The following is an 18,082-nucleotide window of genomic DNA, read 5'->3' on the forward strand; positions in this document are numbered from 1 at the left end:
AGGGTCGATGCGGCCGGATGGGTAGAGTTGACGGGTGACCACCAAGGAGAGCGCGCCCCGCATCGCCGCGTTCTTCGATGTCGACAACACCGTGATCCGCGGCGCCTCGGCGTTCCACATCGCGAGGGGCCTGTGGCAGCGCGACTACTTCTCCGCGCGCGACATCCTGAAGTTCGGCGTGGAGCAGGCGCAGTACGTGCTGTTCGGGGAGTCGCAGGAGCAGATGACGCGCCTGCGCGAACACGGCCTGGGGATCATCAAGGGCTGGTCGGTGGCGGAGATGACGGCCGTCGGCGAGGAGGTCTACGACGAGCTTCTCGAGTCGCGGGTGTACCCCGGGACCAAGGAGATCATCGATGAGCACCTGGCGCAGGGGCACGAGGTGTGGCTCGTGACCGCGTCCCCCATCGAGATCGGCCGGATGATCGCGCGCCGCATCGGCGCGACCGGCGCGCTCGGGACGGTCGCCGAGCACAAGGACGGCCACTACACCGGGCGGCTCGAGGGCGACTTCCTGCACGGGCCGCGGAAGGCCGTCGAGGTCACGGCGCTCGCGGAGCGGCGCGGCCTGTCGCTCCCGGACTGCTACGCGTACGGCGACTCGCTCAACGACACCTCGATGCTCGAGACCGTCGGCCACCCGTGCGCGATCAACCCGGACCCCAAGATGCGCAAGCAGGCCCTCGCCAAGGGCTGGCCGATCCGGGAGTTCCGCAAGCGTCGCAAGAGCGGCCGCCGCGGCGTGGTGAAGAGCTCGGTCACGGGCGCCGCGTGGGTCACCATCCAGGTCTCGCGCGGGCTCAAGGCGGCGGCGCGCGGCGTCTGGCGGCGCCTGTTCAGCCGAGGCTGACGCCCCCGGGCCCTCGTCACCCCACGGCGGACGCTCCGCACGGAATCCGCCACGACACGCCGCCGTCAGGGCCGCGCCGGGGCCGACACGCCGCATCGTCCCGCCAGGATCCGTGCGGGCTGTCCGGGCGGCGGGACGGGGGCCGCGCCGATCGAAACGTCACAATCTTGACAAATCGGACAGCACGCGGCGGAATGGTCCCTGAGGGACTGCGGATCGACCGCAGCGGCGACGGGGGGAGCCGGACATGAATGCAGAGCTTGGAGCGCAGGCGGGGGCAGGGCGCGGGCCCGGGGGCGACGCGGCGGGGGCGACGGCGCCGTCCGGCGCGTGGTCGCGGATCGCCAACCCGCGTCGGGTGACGCTGGCCGACGACGCGATCGAGGTCAGGCCCGAAGGCGGGCTCGTCGCCGGGGTCGACGTGGGCGAGCTCACGGCCCACGAGCGGGTCCGCTACCCCGCCGCGGAGCCCGCCGCGTAGCCCGCAGGCACGGTCCGCGGACCATCCGCACCTACCGGTCGGGCATGACTCGGCTCTTGATGCGAGACACGCCGCGCGACACGCCACGTCGGGGTCGCCGGTAGGTGCCCAGCGTCCGCCGGGAGCCGGGGCTATGCGCGCCGGACAGCAGAACGCCCGCCTCACCGGGTGGCGAGACGGGCGTCGTGAGCGCAGCGCGCTTACTTCTTGTTGCGGCGCTGGTGACGCGTCTTGCGAAGCAGCTTGCGGTGCTTCTTCTTCGACATGCGCTTGCGGCGCTTCTTGATGATGGAACCCATCGGTACCTACCTCATTCGATGACAGAAACTGCGGTGCGTGCGCGGCACGCCGACGTCCAGGCCGCGCTGGACGCGACAGACAAGGGACTAGCCTACCGTGCCGGTCCCCTGCTCGTCATCCTCGGAGTAGTACCCTCCCGCGAGCGCCGCCTGCTCCATGAACTGCTCGACGGCCTCCTGCGGCACGCGGAACGACCGGCCGAAGCGCACGGCCGGCAGCTCGCCGGCGTGCACCCACCGGTACACCGTCATGCGCGACACCCGCACCATGTCCGCCACCTCGGCGACGGTCAGAAACTTGGTGCGTTGCGGGTTCTCAGCCATCGTTGTCGTCCAGTCCCTCTCGAAAGCATCCTCGGCGGTGCTATCGGCTGGATGCACTCCCAACTGTAGGGGCTGGAGTGACAGTTGTGAAGTGTGTGAAACATGCCGAAGATAAGGGGTGACGCACGGGCGACGCCCGCGCGAGGAGGCCACGGCCCGACGGGCCACGTGAGGAGAGGCATGCCGCTGCTGCGGACGGTGCGCGACGCCGTCGGCGACTGGATCGACCGGGTCGGCCTCGAGGCCCCCGCCCGGCTCGCTCTGGCCGCCTTCGGCATGGTGATCCTGCTGTTCACCGGCCTGCTGTCGCTGCCCGCCGCGACCCAGTCGGGGCAGCGCGCGCCGTTCGTCGACGCGCTCTTCACCGCGACCTCGGCGGTCTGCGTCACGGGCCTGGTCACGGTCGACACGGGCAGCTACTGGTCCGGCTTCGGCCAGGGCGTCATCCTCATCGCGATCAAGGTCGGCGGCCTCGGGATCATGACGCTGGCCTCGCTGCTCGGCCTCGCGGTCTCGCGACGCATCGGCCTCACCCAGCGCATCCTCGCCGCCGGCGAGGCGCGCGCGACGGGGCTGGGCGACGTCAAGCACCTGCTGCGCACGATCGTGATCGTGTCCACCGTGACGGAGCTGAGCATCGCGTTCGTGCTGTTCTGGCGGCTGCTCGCCCACCACGAGCACCTTCCGACCGCCATCTGGCACGCGATCTTCTACGGCATCTCCGCGTTCAACAACGCCGGCTTCACGCCGGACCCCAACGGCATCGTGCCGTTCGCCGGGGACCCGTGGTTCCGCATGCCGATCGCGCTGGGCGTCTTCGTCGGCGGGCTCGGCTTCCCCGTGTTCCTCAACCTCATCCGCGCGTGGCGGCGACCCGCCGAGTGGTCGCTGCACACCAAGCTCACCATCGTGATGGTGATGCTGCTCTCCGTGATCTCCGCGGGGCTCCTGGCGCTGTTCGAGTGGAACAACCCGAACACCCTCGGCCAGTACCACCAGTCCACGCGCTTCTGGCAGACGCTGTTCATCTCCGTCAACCAGAGATCCGGCGGCTTCTCCGCGATCGACCACGGACAGATGCACGAGCACACGTGGCTGCTCGAGGACGTGCTGATGTTCATCGGCGGCGGGTCGGGCGGCACCGCGGGCGGCATCCGCGTGACCACGGTGGCCGTGCTGATCCTCGCGATCTGGGCGGAGGCGCGCGGCCGTCGCGACATCGAGGCCTACGGCAAGCGCATCGGCACCGAGGTGCTCCGGCTCGCGGTCGCGGTGACGATCATCTCCCTCGCCTTCGTGATCATCGGAGCGGGCGTGGTGCTCGCCCAGACCACCGGGACGGTGCTGCCGTACCGGCCCGACACGGTCGGGTTGAGGCTGGACGAGGTGCTGTTCGAGGTCGTCTCCGCCTACGCGACCTGCGGCCTGTCGACCGGGATCACGGGGCATCTGCCCGCCGATGCCAAGCTGACCTTGACCATACTGATGTTCGTGGGACGTCTCGGATCGGTGACCATCGCCGCGGCGCTCGCCCTCAACCGCCAGCGGCGCGTGATCCGCTACCCGTCAGAAAGGCCCCTCATTGGCTAGCAACGACAAGGACCGCCAGGGAGTGCTGGTGTTCGGGCTCGGACGCTTCGGCTCCGCGCTCGCGGACACGCTCGACTCCATGGACATCGAGGTGCTCGCGGTCGAGCGCGACCCCGACGTGGTCGAGCGCTGGTCGAAGCGCCTGCCGTGCGTCGAGGCGGACGGCGCGGACCCGCGCGCCCTCGATCAGATCGGTGCCGCCGACTTCGCGGCCGCGGTCGTCGGGGTCGGCACCTCGCTGGAGGCGTCGGTGCTGATCACCGGCAACCTGGTGGACATCGGCATCCCGGAGATCTGGGCCAAGGCGACGTCCGTCGAGCACAAGCGCATCCTCGAGCGGATCGGCGCGCACCACGTGGTGCTCCCGGAGTCCGACGCCGGCGCGCGCGTCGCCCACTCGGTGGGCGGCACCATGCTCGACTACATCGACATCGAGGACGGCTTCACGATCGTCAAGATGCGCACCCCCAAGGAGACCCACCACTTCACGCTGGACAAGCTGGGACTGCAGGAGAAGTACGGCGTGCACGTGGTCGGCATCAAGGGTCCGGGACGCGCCTTCGAGTACGCGACGCCCGACACCCTGCTCGGTCCGGACGACATCCTGGTGGTCGCGGGCGAGGGCGAGCTGCTCGAGAGGTTCGCGAAGCGTCCCTGAGCCTCACGCTCCCCCTGCCTCGGACACTGCGCACCGATCGACCGGCGACACGCCGGAGCGCGGCGACCGTTCAGGGCCGACACGCCGCAGACCCAGGACCAGGTCCGTGCGGACTGTCCGTGTGGGAGCGGTCCGGGACGATGCTCGGGTTCAGCTCTCCAGGATGCCTCGCGTGATCGAGTCGCCGGAGTGGGTCGGATCGCCGTCCGCGGGCTCGACGGAGATGTCGACGATCGGGAAGCTCACCACGTCGTAGCCGGCGGGGATCTCGAACTCGCCGTGGTCGCCGGTCAGGAACCCGAGCGACACCATCCCGACCACGTCCGGATCGATCAGCCACACCTCGAGGGCGCCGTCGGGGTCGCTCGGCACGGTCGTGTCGACCACGAGCACCTCCGTGCCGTCGGAGCGCTGCTCGACGCGCGCGGTGCCGGCGTCCGCCTCGCTCGCGAGATCGGACAGCGCCGCCTGGGCGACGAGCGTCTGCTCGGGCACCGTGTCGCGGGTGAGCAGGGAGATCCCGAAGGCGCCGATCACGACCCCGGCGGCTGCGGCCGCCCCGACCACCCACGGGCGGAACATGTGGCCAGGCTCGCGGCGTCGACGCGCGCCGCGAGCGGCGGTCAGCGGCACCACGGGGGCCGGACGCGGCTCCGCCTCCGACGCCACCTCGGCCGCGATCCCGGCCCACACCGACGTCGGCGGCGCGACCAGCGGGCCGGACGTCCCGGCGTCGACCAGGCTCGCCGCGGTCGCGCGCAGCGCCGACAGCTCGCGCGCGCACGTGTCGCAGGACTCGACGTGCGTCGCGTCCGCCGCATCGACCGGCTCGCCGAGCGCGAGCGCGGCGAGAGTCTCGTCGTCACAGTGACGCATCGGCGGCCTCCAATCCTCGTCTGAGCGCCAGCAGCGACCGGCGCAGGTGGCTCTTCACGGTGCCGAGCGGCATCTGGAGCCGTTCGGCGATCTGCTCGTGGGTGCGTCCCTCGAAGAACGCGAGGGACACGATCTGGTCGCGTGGCGGCCCGAGCCTCTCGACCTCGCCCCGCACCAGTATCCGCTCGGTCTCCGCCGCGAGCGGGTCGGCGATCGCGGGTGGCGACTCGTCCCGCACCGCCTCGAGCCGACGGCGCTCGCGCGTCCGCGCCTCGAGCGCATCCGCGATGCGGCGGCGAGCGATGCCGACCACCCACCCGCGCGCGGAGCCACGGTCCGGATCGTAGCCCTCACGTGTCCGCCAGGCGGAGACGAAGGTCTGCTGGGTGACATCCTCCGCCTCCGTCGCGTCGCCGAGCGCGCGGAGCGCCAGCGTGTGGACGAGCGGCGAGACGGACCGGTAGAGCCGTTCGAGCGAGCCCTCGGCGCCGGCGGCGAACTCGTGGTCGAGGGCACGGTCGTCGGGGCGGTCGGCCCCGACTGCGGTGTCCGCCACCATCTCCACCCTCGCGATCGTCATCGACCGTCCTCCGGGAAGGCCCAGACCAGGACGTTGTCCTCGTAATGTCGCACATCGGCGTCCCAACGTCCACCACACGTCACCAGCACGAGCGCCCCCTCGGCGGCCCCGAACACCACCGAGAAGTCGACCTCGCGCTTGGACGTCTGCTGGACACGATCGACCTGGTAGACCACGACCGAGCCGTCCGTGAGCTCGACCTCGACCCGATCGCCCGGCCGCGCCTCCCGCAGCGAGGCGAAGGGACCACGGCCGATCACCCCGTCGTCGACGTGCGCGGCGATCACCGCGTTCTGGCCCTCACGAAGGCCGCCGCCGGGGTTTCCTCCGGCACGGAACCAGCCCGCCTCCGCGGCGCTCTCCCGGAGCTCCATGCCGCCGTCGGCGTCGAGTCCCACGCCGAGGACCGCCATGTCGATCTCGAGCCGGGGGACCCGCAGGCCCGACGGCGTCGGCGCGACCGCGAGGTCCTCGGCGGCCGCCGACGCGACGGGGATCTCGCCCGTGACCACGCGTGCGTTGACCGGAGCCTGGACCTCCGCGAGGAGGGGCGCGTCGGGAGCGCCCGCCGGGGACGGCGGAGCGGACGACGGTGCGGCGGCACAGGCGGACAGCGCCAGCGTCGCGGCGAGGACCACGGCGAGCGTTCGCATCGTCCTCCTCCTCTCGGGACGGCCCGTGCGGGGCGCACCCCGGGGGATGGGTGCGCCCCGCCTGTCGGTGACGGTCAGCGGCGGACGAGCACCGCGCGGGTGGCGAGGCCGGCCGCGACCACCATGCCGGCGCCGACGACGATCAGCGCGAGCGGTGCGCCCGACGAGTCGGCGGCGAGGCCCTGCGTGCCGGCGCTCACCGAGGTGGGCATCGCGGCGTGCGTGGCGACGGTCTGGACGGCGACGGCGAGGTTGCCGTCCGCGGCGGAGCCCCAGGCGTAGACGATGGTGTTGGTCGCCTCGGTCACGGGCACGTCCGTGGGCCCGAGCACCGGGTCGGTCTCGCCGGTCAGCGAGACCGCGGCCTCGTAGGTGGCGGCGGGCAGGTCCGCCATGACCTCGTCGGGGTTGGCGAGGTTCTCGAAGGCGACCTCGCCGTTCGCCCACACGTCGACGGCCGGCGCGGCGGCCACGTGGCGGACCGTGAGGCGGCCCTCGCCGGAGGCGGTCTCGGAGATGTCGTTGGTGAAGAGGTTCGCGGTCGGGTTGCCGTCCGCGTCGAGGTGGGCCACGGCGGTGTAGCTCATCCCCTCCTCGAGGGGGAGGTCGATCGGGCCGAGCACGGGCGACGAGTCGTCGGCCGCGTCCGAGGCGGTGATCGCCACGGAGTACGTGCCGGGCGCGAGCTCGAGCGGGCCGGCCAGGTCGCCCGGGGCGAAGTCGTCGAGCGTGAGGGCGCCGTCGACGTAGACGTCGACGGTCAGGTCGGGGACGCCGTGGAGGACCGACAGCTCGGCCATCCCGTCCTCCACCGCGAAGGCGGGGGCGGCCACGCCCGCCGCGAGCAGGGTGCCGGCAGCGGCGCCGGCGAAGATCGAAGTGCGCATGATGGTGCTCCTCTCTCGGGCCGCCGCCGGGGTGCGACGTGCCTTCACCCCGTACTTCCGGCCGGGGGCCCGGTTCGGATGCACCCTCGCGAGATTATGCTCACAGCGAACAAGGCTCGCGTCGCCTCCCCACCCTGGACACCCGCACCGAATCCGTGGCGACACGCGGGCGAGAGCGGGTGGACGGCAGCGACACGCCGCAGACCCGGGACCAGGTCGGTGCGGAGTGTCCGGGGGGGGCGGGGAGCGGTGGGTGGGGACGATGCGCGGGATCAGCCGAGCACGCCGCGGGCGACGATCTCCCCGGTCCGGGTGGCGTCCCCGTCCCACGGCTCCTTCGAGATCTGCACGAGCGCCCCGTCGAGGTCGCCGAGCGAGACCGGCACCAGCACCGAGTAGTGCGCGCTCGTCAGCGTGCCCAGCGAGACCGGGCCGTCGACACCGTCGACCGTGACCCAGATCTCGAGGTAACCGTCGGGATACTCCGAGTACCGACCCTCGACCACGAGCACCTGCGCACCGTCGTCCTGCACCTCGACCCACGCCCGTCCCGCGTCCACGCCGCGCTCACGGGGATCGGTGAGCGACGCCGACACCCCCATCTCGCGGTCGGGCTCGATCAGCAGCTGCGAGACCACCACCGCGAGGCCGGCGACCAGGCCGGAGAGCACCACCGCGACGGTCATGAGCATGGTCCGGCGTCGCGCGGCCCGCGCGGCCGCCAGGCGGGCCTCCTCGCGCCAGTCGGGCTCCGGCTCCGCCCCCTCGCCCGCCTCGATCCCCGCGACCAGCTCGTCCCACAGGCCCGCGCGCGGCGCGAGGACAGGGGCCGAGGCCGGCATGCGGGTGATCGCGCCGACCAGGTCGTTGAGCCCCCGCCAGACGTCCTTGCACTCCTTGCATCCCGCCAGGTGCGCCCCGTGGCCGTCCGCGACGCGCCCACGCACCGCCCGCATGGCAAGCGTCTCCACCGGCGCGTGCTCGCCTTCCAGCCGGGGACCGGTCCACAGGGCGAGCACCGCGTCGCGCAGCCGCTCGTCCAGCTCCTGCTCGGAGATCCCGGTCATCATCGCGAGCTCGTAGCGCGGGTCGCCGTGCACGAAGGCCCGTTCGAGCAGCGCACGGTCGTCCTCCGACAGCGTCTCCATCGAGCACCGCAGGAGGATCCGATCGGCCTCGGCGACCACCGCGCGGGAGTCGGTCACCGGCTCCGCTCCGACATCACCGTCGTCGAGCGCGGCAAGCTTGGCGCGCACCCGACGCTCCAGGTCGCCCGTGATGCGATCGGCCGCGTCGTGCAGCAGCAGCCGCGCCTCGAGCGGGGACTCCGAGGCCGCCGCCGCCGCGAACACGCGTCGCACGACGTCCTCCGCCTCCTCGACGGAGCCGAGCGCGCGCAGGGCGAGCGTGTGGACCAGCGGACCGGTCTCCCGGTACGCCTCCTCCCACGCGGCCTGCGTCATCGAGCCCTCCCCCGTTCCTCGGCAGTCTCTCACGCACCGTCCCCGGCCCCGCAAGACCTCGGTCACCCCCGCATCGTCCCTGCACAGAGCCGAGGGCCGCCACCCCGGCGGGTGGCGGCCCTCGCGCGCGGCAGGCGAGCCGCTAGACCGTGGCGGTGACCTCGACCACCGCACCCGGGGCCGCGTACGGCACGAGCGTGCCGTCGATCGGCGTGCCGTCGACGGTGAGCGACGCGCCCTTGCCGCCGGTGTTGGTCACGTGGATCACGTAGGTCGCACCCCGGATCTGACGGCGGACGGTGTACTCGGACACCTCCGCGCCGATGCACGGGTCGACCACCAGGCCGTCGTAGTCGGCGCGCACGCCCAGGAGGTACTGGGACACCGTGACGAAGTTCCACGAGGCCGTGCCGGTGAGCCACGAGTTCTTGGCCTCGCCGTGACGCACCGCGTCCTTGCCGGCGATCATCTGCGCGTAGACGTACGGCTCGAGGCGGTGCACCTCGGACTGCTCCTCGCGGTAGGCCGGGGCGATCTGCTTCCAGTACTCCCACGCGAGCTCGGCGCGGCCCACCACGGTCTCCGCGATGATGATCCACGGGTTGTTGTGGCAGAAGATGCCCGCGTTCTCCTTGTAGCCCGGCGGGTACGTGGAGACCTCCCCGAGCTCCACCTTGTACTCGGTGAAGGCAGGGTTGAGCAGGACGATGCCGTGGGGCGTGTTGAGCCGCTCCCTCACCGAGTCGAGCGCCTGGACGGCCTTGCCGTCCTCGACGCCGATCCCGCCCATGATGCAGAAGCCCTGGGGCTCGATCCAGATCTTGCCCTCCGCGTTCGCGTCGGAGCCGACCGGGTTGCCGTAGTAGTCGTAGGCGCGCTTGAACCAGGCACCGTCCCAGCCGTGCTCGACGACGGCGTCCCGCATGTCGGCGATCGCCTTCTCCGCCCGGTCGGCCTCCGCATCGTCCCCTCGACGGCGCGCGAGCGCCGCGTAGTCGGGGCCGATCGCGCAGAACATCCCGGCGATGAACACCGACTCGGCCACGCCGCCGGTCTTGTTCCCCGTGGTCTGGAAGGACTCGCCCGGCTCGGTGGAGAAGCAGTTGAGGTTGAGGCAGTCGTTCCAGTCCGCGCGTCCGATGAGCGGCAGGCCGTGCGGCCCCGCCTTGAGGAGCGGGTGGTCGAAGGAGCGCTTGAGGTGCTCCATCAGGGTGGCGGCCTTCGACTCGTCGTTGTCGAACGGCACCATCTCATCGAGGATGCCGAAGTCGCCGGTCTCCTTGATGTAGGCGGAGACGCCCAGGATCAGCCACAGCGGGTCGTCGTTGAAGCCCGAGCCCAGGGTGTGGTTCCCGCGCTTGGTGAGCGGCTGGTACTGGTGGTACGCGCTGCCGTCCTCGAACTGCGTCGACGCGATGTCGATGATGCGCTCGCGGGCACGCTCGGGCACCAGGTGGACGAAGCCGAGGAGGTCCTGCGAGGAGTCGCGGAAGCCCATGCCGCGGCCCATGCCGGTCTCGAAGTAGGACGCCGAGCGCGACATGTTGTACGTCACCATGCACTGGTACTGGTTCCAGATGTTGACCATCCGGTCGAGCTTCTCGTGGCTCGACTCGACCGTGTAGGAGCCGAGCAGGGTGGACCAGTGGTCGTTGAGGCGCGCGAACTCCGCGGCCGTCTGCTCCTCGGTCGCGAAGCGGGCCAGCAGCTCCTTGGCGCCGTCCTTGCGCACCACGCCGGGCGCCTCCCACTTGGCGTCGCGGGGGTTCTCCATGTAGCCGAGCGTGAAGGTGAAGCTCGTCGACTCGCCCGGCGCGAGGTCGACGTCCAGCTGGTGCGATGCGATCGGGTACCAGCCCGACGCCATCGAGCCGGTGGCCTGGCCCGCGTGCGGCACCGCGGCCTCGTCGAAGCCGTTGCCGAAGCCGAGGAACGCGTCGCGGTCCGTGTCGAAGCCCGCGATGGGGGCGTTGACGCCGTAGACCGCGTAGTGGTCGCGCCGCTCGCGGTACTCGGTGACGTGGTAGATCGCGCCGTCCTCGACCTCGACCTCGCCGATCGAGAGGTTGCGCTGGTAGTTGGTCTGGTCGTCCTCGGCGTTCCACAGGGCGAACTCAAGGAAGGAGAACAGGTTGACCGACTTGGCCGCATCCGACTCGTTGGTCAGCGTCACCTGGTGGATCTCGGCGTTGACGTCGACCGGCACGAACAGCAGCACCGAGGCCTTGAGCCCGCCGCGCGCGCCGGTGATGCGGGTGTATCCCATGCCGTGGCGGGCCTCGTAGAAGTCGAGCTCGCTCTTGTAGGGGCGGTAGCCGGGGCTCCACACGTCGCCGCCGTCGTTGATCGAGAAGTAGCGGCCGCCGTCGTCGACCGGCACGTTGTTGTAGCGGTAGCGCGTGAGGCGGCGCAGCTTCGCGTCGCGGTAGAAGCAGTACCCGCCGCCGGTGTTCGAGACCAGCCCGAAGAAGTCCTGGCTTCCCAGATAGTTGATCCACGGGTACGGCGTGTGGGGGGTGGTGATCACGTACTCGCGCGCTTCGTCGTCGAAGTGGCCGAACTGCATGGGTGAGCGCCTCTCTACTGGCGCGGACACCGCGCCGGGACCGTCATGTCGAGTACACCTTATCGAAACGTTTCGCATTTCGCGAGAGCGCTCTCCCGGACGGTCCCGGCGGGACGATGCGGCGGGCGCCTCGGCGCCTGCGCCCCGCGAGTGCACGGCGCGACGAGACGGGCGCCCGGCGTCGCGTCGTGCACTCCCGGGATCAACCGGCGGCGACCCGGCCCTCGCATCGTCCCGCCGCACGCACTAGGTTGGGCGCATGCTTCTCTCGGACAGGGACATCCGCGCTGAGATCGCTTCGGGCAGGGTCGCCCTCGACCCCTGGGACCCGGAGATGATCCAGCCCTCCTCGATCGACGTGCGCCTCGACCGCTACTTCCGGGTCTTCGACAACCACAAGTACGCCGCGATCGACCCGGCCGCCGAGCAGCCCGAGCTCACACGCCTGGTGGACATCGCCGACGGGCCGTTCGTGCTGCATCCCGGCGAGTTCGTGCTGGGCGCGACCTACGAGTCCGTGACCCTGCCCGACGACATCGCGGCACGCCTCGAGGGCAAGTCGTCGCTGGGCCGGCTGGGCCTGCTGACCCACTCCACGGCCGGCTTCATCGACCCTGGCTTCGAGGGCAACGTCACCCTCGAGCTGTCGAACACCGCGACGCTGCCGATCAACCTGTGGCCCGGCATGAAGATCGGCCAGCTCTGCTTCTTCCGCCTGTCCTCCCCCGCCGAGCACCCGTACGGCTCGGAGCGCTACGGCTCGCGCTACAAGGGTCAGCGCGGCCCCACGGCGTCGCTGAGCTGGAAGAGCTTCCACCGCATCGACGTCTGACCGCTGTCGATCCGGTCACATTGCGCCACCGAGCGCCAATTCTCCCCTAGGCTCCCCTGAGGAAGCCGTTCACCAGGGGGGATGATGAGCGACCAGACGTCGGCTCCGGCCGCGACCGAGGACTACGCGGCGCCGCCGGAGCTGCCGCCGGCGCTGCCGCCGGCAGGCTGGTACTCCGACCCGGCGCAGGCCGGGATGCAGCGGTACTGGGACGGCGCGGCGTGGACGCAGCACCGACAGTCGCAGCCTGCGGCGTCGGCATCCGCGGCCCCGCCCCGACGGCGCGGCCGCGTGGTCCTCGCGGTCGTCGGCGGGATCGCCGCGGTCGCCGTGGTCGGCTCGCTCGTGTACTCCGGCGTCACGCAGGCGATCGCCGGCGTGACCGGCAGCGCGGGCGACTCGCGCGCACTCACGGCCGCCGCCCCCGCGACGGGGGTCGAGGTGCCGGTCATGGGCGGTCGCGGCACCATCACGCTCGATCCCTCCTGGGAGGACATCTCGGAGGTCTCGGGCACGGACGCCATGGAGGCGCAGATCGTCGAGGAGACGGGCATCGACTCCCAGGTCGCCGGGGCGTGGCTGCTCGCGGGCGACCTCGTGGACGGTGGTGTGGCCCTGCTCGCGTACAGCGCGGGCGATGTCGGTGGCCCGAGCGCCCCGAGGATCGAGGCTCACGCGTTCCTGCAGAGCAGCACGGCGGGGATCGATGACGTCGTGGTGACCTCCGAGGGCGCCGTGACCACGGCCGCCGGTCTGGACGGCTACATCATCGAGTACGGCTTCCCGCTGTACGGGATCCAGCTCACCAACGCCATCGGCGTCGTCGTCGAGGGCTCGAGCGTGATGATCGTCTCGACGAACGGCAACGACGAGCTCGGCTCGGGCGTCGCCGAGCTCGAGTCCGTGCTGAACTCGCTCACCCTCGACTGAGGCGTCGGCGGTGCTCGTCGCGCACGCTATCCTGGCGGCACACGACAGGGGAGCGCTTCCCGTCCGGGACCAGAGCGCTGAGAGTGCGGACCGCCGCAGACCCTCGAACCTGATCCGGCTCGCACCGGCGTAGGGAGTCGAGTCTCGTCCCCTCCTATCCGGGAGGAACCATCCATGCGCATCTCGCGCACCGCGACGCTCGCCGTCGCCGCCCTTTCCACGCTGACGCTCGCGGCCTGCTCCTCGGGCCCCGAGGCGCCCGACGCATCGTCCGCCGCGCCGTCGGCGAGCGCCGCCCCCACCGGCACCGTCACGGTGGTCACCCACGACAGCTTCTACGTGGACGATGCGCTGCTCGCCTCGTTCGAGGAGGAGACGGGGCTGACGGTCGAGCTCGTCGCGCCCGGCGACGCGGGCGCGCTCGTCAACCAGCTGGTGCTGACGAAGGACGCGCCGTTGGGCGACGTGGTCTACGGCATCGACAACACGTTCGCGACCCGCGCGACGGAGGCGGGCGTGCTCGCCGCGTACTCGCCGGCCGCCCCGGCGGCCGCCGACGCCGCGTCCTACGCGGCGCCCGGCGCCGAGGACCTGCTCACGGCGATCGACTTCTCCGACGTGTGCCTGAACTACGACCTCGCGGCGTTCCCCGACGGTGCGCCTGCCTTCGCCGACCTGACCCTCCCGGAGTACGCCGGGATGGTCTCGGTCACCAACCCCGCGACGTCCTCGCCTGGCCTCGCCTTCATGCTCGCGACGATCGCCGCGACGGACGAGGACGGCTGGCTGAGCTGGTGGGAGGCGATGCGCGAGAACGACGTCCGCGTCACAGCCTCGTGGTCGGACACGTACTACACGGACTTCTCCGCGCCCAACTACGGCGGCGACTTCCCGATCGTCCTGTCCTACGCCTCGTCGCCGCCGTTCGAGGTGGTCGACGGCGAGCCCACCACCGCGGCGATGCTCGACACCTGCTTCCGCCAGGTCGAGTACGCGGGCGTGCTCGAGGGCGCCGAGAACCCCGCGGCCGCCGAGCTCGTGGTCGAGTGGATGCTCTCGGACGAGTTCCAGGCGGCCCTGCCCGAGAGCATGTACGTCTACCCGGTGTCCTCGTCCGTCGAGGTGCCCGCCGACTGGGCGGAGTACGCGCCGCTCGCGGACACCCCGACCACGCTGGACCCGGCCCGCATCGACGCCATGCGCGACGAGTGGATCGACGCCTGGACCGCCACGGTCCTGGACTGAGCGGGTCGTGACATGACGCCCGCGCCCGCGAGCGCCCGCCTGTGGTGGGCGCTCGCGGGCGTGCCGCTGCTGTTCCTTGGCACATTCTTCCTGTGGCCGGCGGCCACCGTGCTGTGGCGCGGTCTGGTGGGGGACGATGCGGGGGTCGGCCCGGGCGCCGGGCTCGCCGAGGCGTGGGCCGTGCTCGCGTCCTCACGGACCCTCCGGGCCATCGCGACCACCGCGTGGCTGGCCCTCGCGGGCACCGCCGGGTCGCTCGTGCTGGGGCTGCCGGCGGCGTGGGCGCTGTCGCGGTTCTCGTGGCGCGGGTCGCGGACCGTGCGGGCGCTCGTGACGGTCCCGTTCGTGCTGCCGACCATCGTGGTCGCCGCCGCGTTCTCGGCGCTCTTCGCCGCCTCCGGGATCCTCGGCGGGCTCGGCCTCGACCAGAGCCCCGTGGCGATCGTGCTGGCGCTGGTGTTCTTCAACGTGTCGGTCGTGGTGCGGATCGTCGGCGGCGCCTGGGAGGCGCTGCCCCCCGGGCGGTCGCTCGCCGCCCGCACCCTCGGGGCCTCGCGGTGGCGCGCCTTCGTCCACACGACCCTGCCCGCGCTGCGTCCGGCGATCGCCTCCTCCGCAGCGGTCGTGTTCCTGTTCTGCTCGACATCCTTCGCCCTGGTCCTGACGCTCGGGGGCACGCGGGTGCGGACCATCGAGACGGAGATCTGGATCCAGGTGAACCAGTTCCTCGACCTGAGGGCCGCCGCCGTGCTCGCGCTGGTCCAGGTGGCGTTCGTGGGCCTCGCGCTCTGGGTCAGCTCGCGGGCGTCGCATGCGCGGGCCGCCGCCGGCGTGGCGACCGCGCGGCGGCGAGGACCGCGGGGCCGCGAGCGGTGGGCGGTGGCGGCGGCGCTGCTGCCGACCCTGGCGCTGCTCGCCCTCCCGATCGCCGCGCTCGTCGAGCGGTCGCTGAGGGTGGTGGGCGGCTACGGCCTGGACCACTATCGGGCGCTGCTCGTCCCACCGGCCCGGACCGCGCTGCCGGTCCCGGTCTGGGAGGCGGCGGTGAACTCCCTGGTCACCGCACTGATCGCGACGGCGATGGCGACCGTGGTCGGCCTGGTGACCGCCCAGCTGCTCGCGGCGCGGTCGCGGCGGGCGGGCGTGCTCGAGTCGCTCGTGATGCTCCCCCTCGGAGTCTCGGCCGTGGTGGTGGGTCTGGGTCTGCTGCTGACGCTCAACCGCGCGGTGCTCGGCGTCGACCTCCGGGGCTCGTGGTGGCTCGTGCCGATCGCGCAGGCGGTCGTCGCGCTCCCGCTCATGGTGCGCGCGCTGGTGCCCGCGGCCCGCGCGATCGATCCGCGGCTTCGCGCCGCGGCGGCGACCCTGGGCGCCTCCCCGTGGCGCACCTGGTGGCAGGTCGACGCCCGCTTGCTGAGGGCGCCGGCCGGCGCCTCGATCGCGTTCGCCTTCGCGATCTCGATGGGCGAGTTCGGTGCGACGGTGTTCGTCGCGCGCCCCGATCGCCCGACCCTCACCACCGCGATCAGCCGGCTCCTGAGCCGCCCGGGGCTGGACAATGCAGGCATGGCCTTCGCCGCCGCGGTCCTGCTGGCCGCCCTCACCGCCGCCGTGATGCTGCTGTCCGAGCGCCTGCGCACCACCGTGGGGGCGGAGCTGTGAGCGCGGCGGCGACCCGCGCATCGTCCGGGCTGCAGGTGCGGGACCTGACCGTGACCTACCCCGGGCGCCCGCCGGTCGAGGCCGTGCGCGGCGTCTCGCTCGAGATCGCCCGCGGGGAGATCGTCGCGCTGCTGGGGCCCTCGGGGTGCGGGAAGTCGTCGCTGCTGTCCGCCGTGGTCGGCGTGGTGCCGCCGTCCGCCGGGGAGATCTGGTGGGACGGCGAGGATCTCACCCGGGTGCCGGTGCACCGCCGAAGCTTCGGGATGGTGTTCCAGGACGGACAGCTGTTCCCGCATCGCACGGTCGCCGGCAACATCGCCTTCGGCCTCGAGATGGCGCGGGCGCCGCGGGCTGCGCGCGAGGCCCGGGTCGCGGCGCTGCTCGAGACGGTCGGCCTGGCGGGCCTGGGCGAGCGCGCGGTGAGCGAGCTGTCGGGCGGACAACGCCAGCGGGTCGCCCTCGCACGCTCGCTCGCGCCCTCCCCGCGGCTGCTCGCGCTCGACGAGCCGCTGTCCTCCCTCGACGCCGACCTGCGGGCGCGTCTCGGCGAGGAGGTCAGGCAGATCCTCCGCGCGACCGGCACCACCGGGCTGCTCGTGACCCACGACGCGGAGGAGGCCGCGGCGATCGCGGACCGGGTGCTCCGCATGGCCGACGGGAGGCTGGTGTGAACGCCCATGCCCGCACCCACGAGCTCGACCAGCCGGTGTGGCACGCGCTGTCGGGACCGCATCGTGCGCTCGGCGTCTCGCATGGCGGCGCGGCCCGGTACCGCCCGACGGTCGCACCGTTCGCCGCCCTGCCGCCCGTCGCCTCGGCGCAGGACTGGGAGGATCTGACCGCCGTCGCCGGCGACGACGAGCTGGCGTTCTTCGGGCTCGCGCGCGAGGTGCCGGCGGGGTGGGACCTGCTCGGGCAGTTCGACGTGGTCCAGATGACCGCGCCGGCCGGCTTCGGGCGCCGGCACCCGGACATCGAGCGGCTGACGGAGGCCGACGTCGCCGCGATGCTCGAGCTGGTCGCCGAGGCGCAGCCCGGCCCGTTCTCGGTGGAGACGTACCGCTGCGGCGCCTACTACGGCATCAAGGAGGACGGACGGCTGGTCGCGATGGCGGGCGAACGCCTGACCACGCCGTCGTGGACCGAGATCAGCGCGGTGGCCACCCGTGCCTCGCATCGAGGGCGCGGCCTCGCGACGCGGCTCATGGAGGTGGTCGCGCACGGGATCCGCGAGGCGGGGCGCGAGCCGTTCCTGCACACGGGCGCCACCAACGTCGGGGCGATCCGGCTGTACGAGCACCTCGGGTTCACCATCCGCGACACCGCGAACGTGGTGCAGCGGGTGCGACGCGCCGGCGTGGACGCCACGGTGGCGTCGCTGCATTGAGCGTGGTCTGGCACATGGCTTCCCCGTACGGGGCGAGGATCGCTCGTGAGGGGCGCTGAGCCTCCCGCAGCGCGCCTGGCCGCGAGGCGGGGTCGGTCAGCAGGCGCAGCTGATGCGGACGCCCGCCTTCGGGAGCGGCCCGGTGAGCGGGTCGACATCGCGCGTCGCGTCGACGTGCGCGCCGGAGGCGTCGACGGCGTCGACCGGCAGGCCCTCGCGCGCCCAGTACTCGAAGCCGCCGATCATCTCCTTCACGGCGTAGCCGAGCTCGGAGATGATCAGGCCGGCGCGGGTGGCGCCGTTGCAGCCCGGGCCCCAGCAGTACACGACGAACGCGGTGCCCGGCGCGAACTCCGCGGGGATGCGCGCTGGCATGTCCGGCTTGGGCATGTGGATCGCTCCGCGCACGTGGCCCTGGTCCCACGCCTCCTGGTTGCGCGTGTCGATGAGCACGAACCCGGGCGCGCCCGACTCGAGCGCCGCGTGCACGTCAGAGCAGTCGGTCTCGACCGCCAGACGACGGGCGAAGTGGTCACGGGCGGCGGCGATCTCCGGGGCGAGGTCCATGCGGCGAGCGTAGGCGGCCCGGACGGTGCCGGTCCAGACCCCTGTGGCACCGCGACCGTCCGCACCCCCCGCCGGCCGCCCCCGCCCTCGTGGACAGTGCGCACGGAGCCAGTCCCGGTTCTGCGGCGTGTCGGCCGTCATCGGGTTGCGACACGCGGCACATCGGGATCAGGTCCGTGCGGAGTGTCCAGGGACGGGATGAGGTGGGTGGGGACAGCACAGCGGCGGGGGG

The 18,082-nt window shown here is 72.3% G+C and carries 19 protein-coding genes and 1 riboswitch; of the genes, 10 read left to right on the forward strand and 9 right to left on the reverse strand.

What is annotated here, in order from left to right; all coding sequences use genetic code 11:
- Positions 1 to 34: 34 nt before the first annotated feature.
- Together QQX10_RS10205 and QQX10_RS10210 are read left to right on the forward strand one after the other, a co-directional pair.
- The gene (locus QQX10_RS10205; protein ID WP_301119413.1) at positions 35 to 850 is read left to right on the forward strand and encodes an HAD family hydrolase; all 816 of its coding nucleotides are present in this window, start codon (positions 35 to 37) and stop codon (positions 848 to 850) included.
- Positions 851 to 1,097: 247 nt separating this feature from the next.
- Positions 1,098 to 1,331, forward strand: a complete 234-nt coding sequence (locus tag QQX10_RS10210) for a hypothetical protein (RefSeq protein WP_301119411.1) — start codon at positions 1,098 to 1,100, stop codon at positions 1,329 to 1,331.
- A gap of 200 nt (positions 1,332 to 1,531) precedes the next feature.
- Here the strand turns inward: QQX10_RS10210 and QQX10_RS10215 are convergent, their stop codons facing one another.
- Positions 1,532 to 1,630, reverse strand: a complete 99-nt coding sequence (locus QQX10_RS10215) for a 30S ribosomal protein bS22 (protein ID WP_074789180.1) — start codon at positions 1,628 to 1,630, stop codon at positions 1,532 to 1,534.
- A gap of 87 nt (positions 1,631 to 1,717) precedes the next feature.
- On the reverse strand, positions 1,718 to 1,954 hold the full coding sequence (locus tag QQX10_RS10220) for a helix-turn-helix domain-containing protein (RefSeq protein ID WP_301119408.1): 237 nt from the start codon (positions 1,952 to 1,954) through the stop codon (positions 1,718 to 1,720).
- 180 nt (positions 1,955 to 2,134) lie between these two features.
- Between QQX10_RS10220 and QQX10_RS10225 the strand changes: the two genes are divergently transcribed.
- Both QQX10_RS10225 and QQX10_RS10230 read left to right on the forward strand, forming a co-directional pair.
- Positions 2,135 to 3,544, forward strand: a complete 1,410-nt coding sequence (locus tag QQX10_RS10225) for a TrkH family potassium uptake protein (RefSeq protein ID WP_301119406.1) — start codon at positions 2,135 to 2,137, stop codon at positions 3,542 to 3,544.
- The gene (locus QQX10_RS10230; protein ID WP_301119404.1) at positions 3,537 to 4,202 is read left to right on the forward strand and encodes a potassium channel family protein; all 666 of its coding nucleotides are present in this window, start codon (positions 3,537 to 3,539) and stop codon (positions 4,200 to 4,202) included. The genes QQX10_RS10225 and QQX10_RS10230 overlap by 8 nt, the downstream gene beginning before the upstream one ends.
- Positions 4,203 to 4,352: 150 nt before the next feature.
- Here QQX10_RS10230 and QQX10_RS10235 read toward each other — a convergent pair whose 3' ends face one another.
- The 6 genes from QQX10_RS10235 to QQX10_RS10260 form a co-directional block, all read right to left on the reverse strand.
- Positions 4,353 to 5,078, reverse strand: coding sequence for an anti-sigma factor domain-containing protein (locus QQX10_RS10235; protein ID WP_301119402.1), 726 nt, complete (start codon positions 5,076 to 5,078; stop codon positions 4,353 to 4,355).
- Entirely contained in the window at positions 5,065 to 5,658 is a 594-nt protein-coding gene (locus tag QQX10_RS10240; RefSeq protein WP_301119400.1) for an RNA polymerase sigma factor, read from the reverse strand. The genes QQX10_RS10235 and QQX10_RS10240 overlap by 14 nt, the downstream gene beginning before the upstream one ends.
- A complete protein-coding gene (locus QQX10_RS10245) occupies positions 5,655 to 6,311 on the reverse strand; it encodes a class F sortase (protein WP_301119398.1) in 657 nt (218 codons plus the stop codon). The genes QQX10_RS10240 and QQX10_RS10245 overlap by 4 nt, the downstream gene beginning before the upstream one ends.
- Before the next feature lie 74 nt (positions 6,312 to 6,385).
- Entirely contained in the window at positions 6,386 to 7,198 is an 813-nt protein-coding gene (locus QQX10_RS10250; RefSeq protein WP_301119396.1) for a DUF4397 domain-containing protein, read from the reverse strand.
- A 272-nt stretch (positions 7,199 to 7,470) separates the two neighbouring features.
- Positions 7,471 to 8,661, reverse strand: a complete 1,191-nt coding sequence (locus tag QQX10_RS10255; protein ID WP_301119394.1) for an anti-sigma factor domain-containing protein — start codon at positions 8,659 to 8,661, stop codon at positions 7,471 to 7,473.
- A 142-nt stretch (positions 8,662 to 8,803) separates the two neighbouring features.
- Positions 8,804 to 11,227, reverse strand: coding sequence for a glycoside hydrolase family 94 protein (locus QQX10_RS10260; protein ID WP_301119392.1), 2,424 nt, complete (start codon positions 11,225 to 11,227; stop codon positions 8,804 to 8,806).
- A gap of 259 nt (positions 11,228 to 11,486) precedes the next feature.
- Between QQX10_RS10260 and dcd the strand changes: the two genes are divergently transcribed.
- The 6 genes from dcd to QQX10_RS10290 all read left to right on the forward strand — a co-directional run bounded on the left by dcd (position 11,487) and on the right by QQX10_RS10290 (position 17,283).
- Entirely contained in the window at positions 11,487 to 12,059 is a 573-nt protein-coding gene (dcd, locus tag QQX10_RS10265; RefSeq protein WP_301119390.1) for a dCTP deaminase, read from the forward strand.
- Positions 12,060 to 12,143: 84 nt separating this feature from the next.
- On the forward strand, positions 12,144 to 12,989 hold the full coding sequence (locus QQX10_RS10270) for a DUF2510 domain-containing protein (protein WP_301119388.1): 846 nt from the start codon (positions 12,144 to 12,146) through the stop codon (positions 12,987 to 12,989).
- Positions 12,990 to 13,025: 36 nt separating this feature from the next.
- Positions 13,026 to 13,142, forward strand: a riboswitch (TPP riboswitch).
- A gap of 21 nt (positions 13,143 to 13,163) precedes the next feature.
- On the forward strand, positions 13,164 to 14,234 hold the full coding sequence (locus QQX10_RS10275; RefSeq protein ID WP_301119386.1) for a thiamine ABC transporter substrate-binding protein: 1,071 nt from the start codon (positions 13,164 to 13,166) through the stop codon (positions 14,232 to 14,234).
- 12 nt (positions 14,235 to 14,246) lie between these two features.
- Entirely contained in the window at positions 14,247 to 15,896 is a 1,650-nt protein-coding gene (locus tag QQX10_RS10280) for an ABC transporter permease (protein WP_301119384.1), read from the forward strand.
- Positions 15,893 to 16,567, forward strand: coding sequence for an ABC transporter ATP-binding protein (locus QQX10_RS10285; protein WP_367281273.1), 675 nt, complete (start codon positions 15,893 to 15,895; stop codon positions 16,565 to 16,567). Before QQX10_RS10280 ends, QQX10_RS10285 begins: the two co-directional genes overlap by 4 nt.
- The gene (locus QQX10_RS10290) at positions 16,564 to 17,283 is read left to right on the forward strand and encodes a GNAT family N-acetyltransferase (protein WP_301119382.1); all 720 of its coding nucleotides are present in this window, start codon (positions 16,564 to 16,566) and stop codon (positions 17,281 to 17,283) included. The genes QQX10_RS10285 and QQX10_RS10290 overlap by 4 nt, the downstream gene beginning before the upstream one ends.
- Positions 17,284 to 17,379: 96 nt before the next feature.
- Here QQX10_RS10290 and QQX10_RS10295 read toward each other — a convergent pair whose 3' ends face one another.
- On the reverse strand, positions 17,380 to 17,850 hold the full coding sequence (locus QQX10_RS10295; protein ID WP_301119380.1) for a rhodanese-like domain-containing protein: 471 nt from the start codon (positions 17,848 to 17,850) through the stop codon (positions 17,380 to 17,382).
- Between the last annotated feature and the right edge of the window lie 232 nt (positions 17,851 to 18,082).

The organism is Demequina lignilytica (genome assembly GCF_030418305.1).
GTDB lineage: Bacteria > Actinomycetota > Actinomycetes > Actinomycetales > Demequinaceae > Demequina > Demequina lignilytica.

Coding starts and splice junctions, on each gene's coding strand:
- QQX10_RS10250 (WP_301119396.1), bottom strand. CDS start 7,198: ATGCGCACTTCGATCTTCGCCGGCGCCGCTGCCGGCACCCTGCTCGCG.
- QQX10_RS10220 (WP_301119408.1), bottom strand. CDS start 1,954: ATGGCTGAGAACCCGCAACGCACCAAGTTTCTGACCGTCGCCGAGGTG.
- QQX10_RS10210 (WP_301119411.1), top strand. CDS start 1,098: ATGAATGCAGAGCTTGGAGCGCAGGCGGGGGCAGGGCGCGGGCCCGGG.
- QQX10_RS10225 (WP_301119406.1), top strand. CDS start 2,135: ATGCCGCTGCTGCGGACGGTGCGCGACGCCGTCGGCGACTGGATCGAC.
- dcd (WP_301119390.1), top strand. CDS start 11,487: ATGCTTCTCTCGGACAGGGACATCCGCGCTGAGATCGCTTCGGGCAGG.
- QQX10_RS10260 (WP_301119392.1), bottom strand. CDS start 11,227: ATGCAGTTCGGCCACTTCGACGACGAAGCGCGCGAGTACGTGATCACC.
- QQX10_RS10270 (WP_301119388.1), top strand. CDS start 12,144: ATGAGCGACCAGACGTCGGCTCCGGCCGCGACCGAGGACTACGCGGCG.
- QQX10_RS10235 (WP_301119402.1), bottom strand. CDS start 5,078: ATGCGTCACTGTGACGACGAGACTCTCGCCGCGCTCGCGCTCGGCGAG.
- QQX10_RS10255 (WP_301119394.1), bottom strand. CDS start 8,661: ATGACGCAGGCCGCGTGGGAGGAGGCGTACCGGGAGACCGGTCCGCTG.
- QQX10_RS10295 (WP_301119380.1), bottom strand. CDS start 17,850: ATGGACCTCGCCCCGGAGATCGCCGCCGCCCGTGACCACTTCGCCCGT.
- QQX10_RS10275 (WP_301119386.1), top strand. CDS start 13,164: ATGCGCATCTCGCGCACCGCGACGCTCGCCGTCGCCGCCCTTTCCACG.
- QQX10_RS10240 (WP_301119400.1), bottom strand. CDS start 5,658: ATGACGATCGCGAGGGTGGAGATGGTGGCGGACACCGCAGTCGGGGCC.
- QQX10_RS10245 (WP_301119398.1), bottom strand. CDS start 6,311: ATGCGAACGCTCGCCGTGGTCCTCGCCGCGACGCTGGCGCTGTCCGCC.
- QQX10_RS10215 (WP_074789180.1), bottom strand. CDS start 1,630: ATGGGTTCCATCATCAAGAAGCGCCGCAAGCGCATGTCGAAGAAGAAG.
- QQX10_RS10280 (WP_301119384.1), top strand. CDS start 14,247: ATGACGCCCGCGCCCGCGAGCGCCCGCCTGTGGTGGGCGCTCGCGGGC.